Genomic DNA, 5,871 nt, shown 5'->3' on the forward strand with positions numbered 1-5,871 from the left:
CATCGCGCGTTCCGCCAGCGCGGTGATGGTCCACAGCGGATTGCAGCCCAGCGAGGTCGGAACGATCGAGCCGTCGAGCACGTGGAGGCCGTGCCAGAGCTCGTTGTCGCCGCGCCAGACCCGCCCCAGGTGGTCGACCACGCCCGAGTCGTGGTTGTCGCCCATCGGGCAGCCGCCGAGCGGATGCACCGTCATCGCGAACGGGTCGGGCTTCGGCCCCGACAGCAAGGTGGCGGCGCCCGGCGGCAGCGCCTGCCAGGTCGGCAGGTGCATGTGCACGCCATCGCGCTTCGTGCCCGCGTCGAAGAAGCGCTGTTGCGCGGCGTAGGTGCGCGCCTCCTGCGGCCGCGGCCAGTAGGGCGCGATGCCGTCCATCTCGGGCACCCAGACCGCCCGCCCCTGCGAGCTGTCGTGGCCCATCGCCAGCAGCAGCTGGCTGTGGGCGGCGAGTTCTGGCGAGGCGGCCAGCGGATCGATGCCGTTGCCATGCGCGCGCGGCGCCGGTGCCCGCGCGCCGATGTGGCGCAGGGTCCAGGCGATGGCCAGCATTTCCTCGTACAGGCGCGACAGCGGGCCGGGCACCGCGCCGTCCTGCAGCATCACGCGGTCCTGCAGCGGCGGCCGGTCGTCGCCGCTGCCGCGCAGGTCGAGCAGCGTGGTGATCGTCGGCCCCACGGGCGGCCCGGCCTTGGCCTCGGGGATCGCGCCCCGGCCCACGTTGTTCACCGGCGTCTCGAGGTCGGCGATCACGCTCACGCTGTCGCCGTTCGCGCTCACGCGCGTGCCCAGCGTGGGCGACAGCGTGAAATGCTCGTGCACCTTCTGCGAACGCATCAGCAGCTCGGTGCTGCCGAAGGTGCCGGCCGCGACCACCACCAGCGCGGCCTCGAAGGTTCGGCCGTGCTGCTCCACCAGGTCGGCCATGTTGCGCAGGTCGCGGCTGCGTTCCGTCTCCACCGCGGTGAAGCGCCAGCGGCCGGTGTTGCGCTGCGGCTCGAGCGCGTAGACCGTGCAGCGGCTGACGAACTGCACGCCCCGCTCGCCCGCCTGCTTCAGGTAGGTGGTGGGCAGGGTGTGCTTGGCGCCGGGCGTGTTGCAGCCGGTGAAGCAGTCGCCGCAGTGGCTGCAATGTGCCGGATCGATGGTCAGCTCCGCCGTGTGCACCCGTGGCGCGTGCTTGCGCAGCGTCTTGTCGCGCTGCAGCGTCTCGCAGAGCTTCACCAGGGCCTGCGACTTGGGCAGCGGGTCGGCCTCGGCGCCGTTCGCGCTGCGGATCGAGAAGCGCGTGCCCTGCAGCTGCTCCTTGGCGCGCGCGAAGGCCGACGGCAGGCGCAGGCCGGGCTTGTCGTCGTCGAGCGCATGGCGGATCTGGGCCGGCCACGCGGGCTGGGCGAAGACGTCGTCGTCGGGCTGCACCAGCACGCCGGCATTGATCAGGCTGCCGCCGCCGAAGCCGTTGGCCACCAGCGAGACCATGCCCGGTCCGGCGCGCCACTCGAACAGGCCGCAGGGGCTGCCCATCGGCCCTTGCGGGCCCTGGAAGCGCAGGTACTTGGGCAGCTGGCCCACGTCGTTGGCGAATTCGCCCGGCAGGAACTCCGAGCCGCGCTCGAGCAGCACCACGCGCCGCCCGGCCTGCGCGAGCCGCAGCGCGGCCACGCTGCCGCCATAGCCCGAGCCGATCACGACGGCATCGAGCTGCAGCGGCTCGGGAGGCTTCCATTCGTCGAAGGGAATGGACAGCGGCTGCGCGGTGGGCGAGAACATGGGACGGCGGGAGCGAGAGAAAGGAAATCGTGGCCCGCCGACGGTGAGCCTGGGCGGTCGGGCTCAGAGCAAGGCGCGCACCTGTCTGGCCAGCTGGAGTTCGTCCACCGGTTTGTGCATCAGCGGCCGGCCGGTGCGGGTCGCCTGCTCGATGCGCCCGGGGGCCGTGTCGCCCGTGATGAAGACGATCGGCAGGTCGGGCGCATCGCGGCTGAGCCGCGCCGCCGTGGAGATGCCGTCCTCGCCGCCGCGCAGGCGCAGGTCGCACAGGCACAGCTGCCAGTTGCCGGGCGGCCCGAGGGCGAGCGCGGCATGCAGGCCGTCGGCGGTGTCGACGTCGGCGCCCCAGGTCTGGAGCAGCGCGCTCAGGCTGTTGCTCACCATCTGTTCGTCGTCGATCACCAGCACACGCCGGCCGCGCAGGTCGGGCATCGGCACCGAGGGGCGCGGCCGCAGGTCGGATTCGTCGGGCGCGCGCGTGAACAGCGCGGGAATGGTCAGCGTGAACTTCGAGCCCTTGCCGGCCGCCGATTCCACCTTCACCTCGCCGCCGAGCATGTGGATCAGCCGGCGCACGATCGACAGCCCGAGCCCGAGGCCGCGGGCCCGGTCGCGCTCCTTGTTGTCGACCTGGAAGAACTCCTCGAAGATCAGCGTCTGGTGCTCGCTCGCGATGCCCTGGCCCGTGTCCTCGACCTCGAAGCGGATCACCGGACCGACGATGTGGGCGCGGATGGCGATCAGTCCCGAGGCGGTGAACTTCACCGCGTTGCCGACGATGTTGCGCAGCGCGCGCTCGAGCAGCACCGGGTCGGTCTGGGCCACGAAGGCACCGCCCTCCACTTCCACCCGCACGTTGCGCCCGGCCAGCATGGCGCGTGCCTCGGTGCCCTGGCGCGCCAGCATCTGGCCGATGTCGACCGCCTGCGCGCGCGGCTGCACCGCGCCGGCGTCGAGGCGCGACATGTCGAGCAGGTTGTCGAGCAGGTCGCCCAGCACGCGGCTGGCCTCGGCGATGCTGCGCGCGATCTGGCGCTGCTCGTCGGTCTCGGCGTTGTGCGTCAGCACCGCCGTGTAGAGCGCGAGCGCCTGGGCCGGCTGACGCAGGTCGTGGCTGGCATTGGCCAGGAAGCGCGACTTCGACAGGCTCGCCTCCTCGGCCGCGTGGCGCGCCTCCACCGCTTTGCCGCGCTCCTCCTCGGCGATCACGCGCATCCGCTCGGCCTGCTCGCGCTGCGCGTCGGCCTCGAAGCGGATCAGCACCGAGCGCTCGAACACGCTCGCGAGGTAGGTCGAGAAGCGCGCCATCACCACCGCGTACATCAGCAGCGACAGCACCACCGCCCAGGCGCGCGGGCCACCGTGCAGGCCCCAGCCCAGCGCCACCAGCGGCACCCCGACCAGCAGGAAGCACAGGTAGCCGCGCGCGAACGAGGCATAGGTGGCGGCGCCGCCGGCCGCCGCGAGCAGCACGATCACGGTCAGCGCGAGCCGCGACTCGTCGGGCAGCACGCCGAAGAACATCACGGGCAGCAGGCCGATCCAGATGCCATTGATCAGCGCGATGTAGAAGAACTTGCTCAGCGCCGCGGCATCGCGCGGCTCGCGGTCGCTCAGCAGGCGCGCGCCCAGCCGCATGCGGTAGGCATTGGCGCCGATGAACAGCGCCAGCCAGGCGCCGATCAGCACCCAAGAGACGTGCCGCGCCAGGATCGCGGAAACGAAGGAGCAGCCGACCAGCAAGCCGAGGACGGCGTTGCGCGACTGGGTCGCGAGCAACCCGACCTGCTCGGCGACCAGCGCCGCGGCCCGGTTCCTCATCCGGCTTCCATCGCGCGCCAGCCGAGGCGGGAGAGCTCGTACATGGCCTGGGTGCGGCTGTGGACGTCGAGGATCTCGAACACCACCTTCAGGTGCGACTTCACGGTGGTGTCGGAGATGTTGAGCTCGCGCGCGATCGCCTTGTTCGACTTGCCGTGCGCCAGGCGCAGCAGCACTTCCTCCTGGCGCGGCGACAGCCGCAGGCTCGCGAGCCGGTCGGCCGGCGAGGGCTCGTCGGTGCGCGGCGGCTCGAGGCAGACCGGCGGCACGTAGATGCCGTCGTCGAGCACCACGCGCAGCGCCTGCATCATGGTCGCCGGGTCGAGCGACTTCTTGACGTAGCCCATGGCGCCGTCGTCGATCGCGCGGCGCACCGTGTTGGGGTCTTCGTTGGCCGACAGCACGACCACCGCCTGCTCGGGGAACTGGCCGCGGAACAGGTGCAGCGAGTCGAGCTCGCGCATGCCGGGCATCTCGAGGTCGAGCAGCACGATGTCGAACGGGCCGTGCGTGCGCATGGCCGCGATCGCATCGTGGATGTCGGCGGTCTGGTGCACGCCGATCTTGGGATCGAGCGAGCGCAAAAGAAGTGCCACGCCCTCGCGCACGAGGCCGTGATCGTCAACCAGCAGAATTCTCATCAACCGTTCCCATTCAACTCCGCCTTATTTTCCCAGGCCCGGAATTGTGGGAGCAGTACGCTGGTAGTACAAGCAGGGGGAACTCCTCCTTTAGAGGGATCGACATTCCCCGGGGCTTAAGAAGGCACCGCTCCCCGCAGGATCGCCGCGCGCAGGTCGGGCGGAATCTCGATCGCCCTGTGGGTTTCCAGCGAAGTGGTCACCAGCACCTGGCTGACCTGCATACGCACTTCGCCCGACACCGGCTCGAAGCAGCGCAGCCGCAGCGTCAGCGAGCGCGAACCGAGCCGCTCGACCGACAGCCCCAGCGCCACCCGGTCGCCCATGCGGCTCACGGCGCGGAAATCGGCCTCGAGCTTGACGGTCGGCAGCCCGACGCGGCGGCCGGTGACCAGCGCGTCGTAGCCGATGCCGAGCTCCTCGTTGACCCAGTCCTCGACCAGCCCGTTGAGCATCACGAAGTACTGCGGGTAGAAGACGATGCCGGCCGGATCGCAGTCCGAGAAGCGGATCAGCCGCGGCCGGCTGAATTCGGCGAAGCGCATGGGAGTCTCGGCCATGGCTCAGCCCTCCTCGCCCGCGGGCTCGCTGCGCATCACGTGCACGCGCAGCTCGCCGAGCTGGGCATGCATCTGCTTGATGGTCTTCATGTCCAGGCCCGAGAACATCTCGAGGATCCACTGCTCGTGCTCGCTGGCCATCGCCTCGAAGCTGGTCCGGCCCTTGGGCGTGAGGCTCACGATCCAGGCCCGGCGGTCCTCGGGGCTGGGCGCGCGCGCCACCACGCCCTCGCGCTCCAGCTCGTCGGTGAGGCCGGTGACGTTGCCGCCGGTCACCATCAGGTAGCGCGAGAGCACGCGCATCTTCAGCCCTTCCTTGTGGCGGTAGAGCTGCGCCATGTAGTCGAAGCGCGCCAGCGAGATGCCGAAGCGCTCGCGCAGCCGGCGCCGGATCTCGGCCTCGATCTGGGTGGTGCTGGCCAGCATGCGCAGCCACAGCTTGAGGGCCGCATGGTCCTCGGTGCGCGCGCGCGCCTCGTGGCCCAGTTCCTCGGCGTCGCTCAGCGCGGCATGCGAGGCATCGTTGTGCTTCATGTGACCTCCCCACCCGAGACCGAGATCGACTGCCCGTTGACCGAGGCGGCGCCCTCGCCGCACAGCCAGCGCACCGCGTCGGCCACCTCCGAGGGCTGCACGATGCGGCGCTGCGGGTTCACGCTCGAGAACTCCGCCAGCGCATCGGCCTCGCTGCGGCCGGTCTTGCCGACCACGTTGGCGACGCTGTTGCGCAGGATGTCGGTGTCGGTGTAGCCCGGGCAGACCGCGTTCACCGTCACGCCCTTGCGCGCCACCTCGAGCGCCAGCGAGCGCGTCAGCCCGATCACGCCGTGCTTGGCCGCCGTGTAGGCCGCGACGTAGGCATAGCCCTTCTGCCCCGCGGTGCTCGCGATGTTGACGATGCGGCCCCAGCCGGCCTCGAGCATGTCGGGCAGCGCCGCCTGGGTGCACAGGAAGCTGCCCGTGAGGTTGACCGACAGCATGCGCTGCCAGAGCTCGACCGAGGTCTTGAGGAAGGGCGCGCTCTCGGCCGCGCCCGCGTTGTTGACCAGGATCGCGAGCGGCCCGAGCGCGGCGCGCGCCTG

Annotated in this window: 6 protein-coding genes; all 6 read right to left on the bottom strand. The window is 70.9% G+C overall.

Annotated features, from left to right (window positions below):
- A partial coding sequence (locus AC27VN_RS30455) for an FAD-dependent oxidoreductase (protein WP_490878972.1) occupies positions 1-1,767 on the bottom strand: 1,767 nt, incomplete at its 3' end.
- A 63-nt stretch (positions 1,768-1,830) separates the two neighbouring features.
- Complete coding sequence (locus tag AC27VN_RS30460) at positions 1,831-3,588, bottom strand: ATP-binding response regulator (RefSeq protein WP_296781604.1); 1,758 nt, start codon at positions 3,586-3,588, stop codon at positions 1,831-1,833.
- Complete coding sequence (locus AC27VN_RS30465) at positions 3,585-4,229, bottom strand: response regulator (RefSeq protein ID WP_064262281.1); 645 nt, start codon at positions 4,227-4,229, stop codon at positions 3,585-3,587. Before AC27VN_RS30465 ends, AC27VN_RS30460 begins: the two co-directional genes overlap by 4 nt.
- A gap of 116 nt (positions 4,230-4,345) precedes the next feature.
- Entirely contained in the window at positions 4,346-4,789 is a 444-nt protein-coding gene (locus AC27VN_RS30470; RefSeq protein ID WP_490878973.1) for an acyl-CoA thioesterase, read from the bottom strand.
- 3 nt (positions 4,790-4,792) lie between these two features.
- On the bottom strand, positions 4,793-5,323 hold the full coding sequence (locus AC27VN_RS30475) for a MarR family winged helix-turn-helix transcriptional regulator (RefSeq protein WP_093348989.1): 531 nt from the start codon (positions 5,321-5,323) through the stop codon (positions 4,793-4,795).
- Positions 5,320-5,871, bottom strand: a 552-nt coding sequence (locus AC27VN_RS30480) for an SDR family NAD(P)-dependent oxidoreductase (RefSeq protein WP_490878974.1), incomplete at its 5' end; no start/stop codon positions are given. The genes AC27VN_RS30480 and AC27VN_RS30475, both read right to left, overlap by 4 nt.

It is taken from the genome of Variovorax sp. 20P10.2.4 (assembly GCF_058244205.1).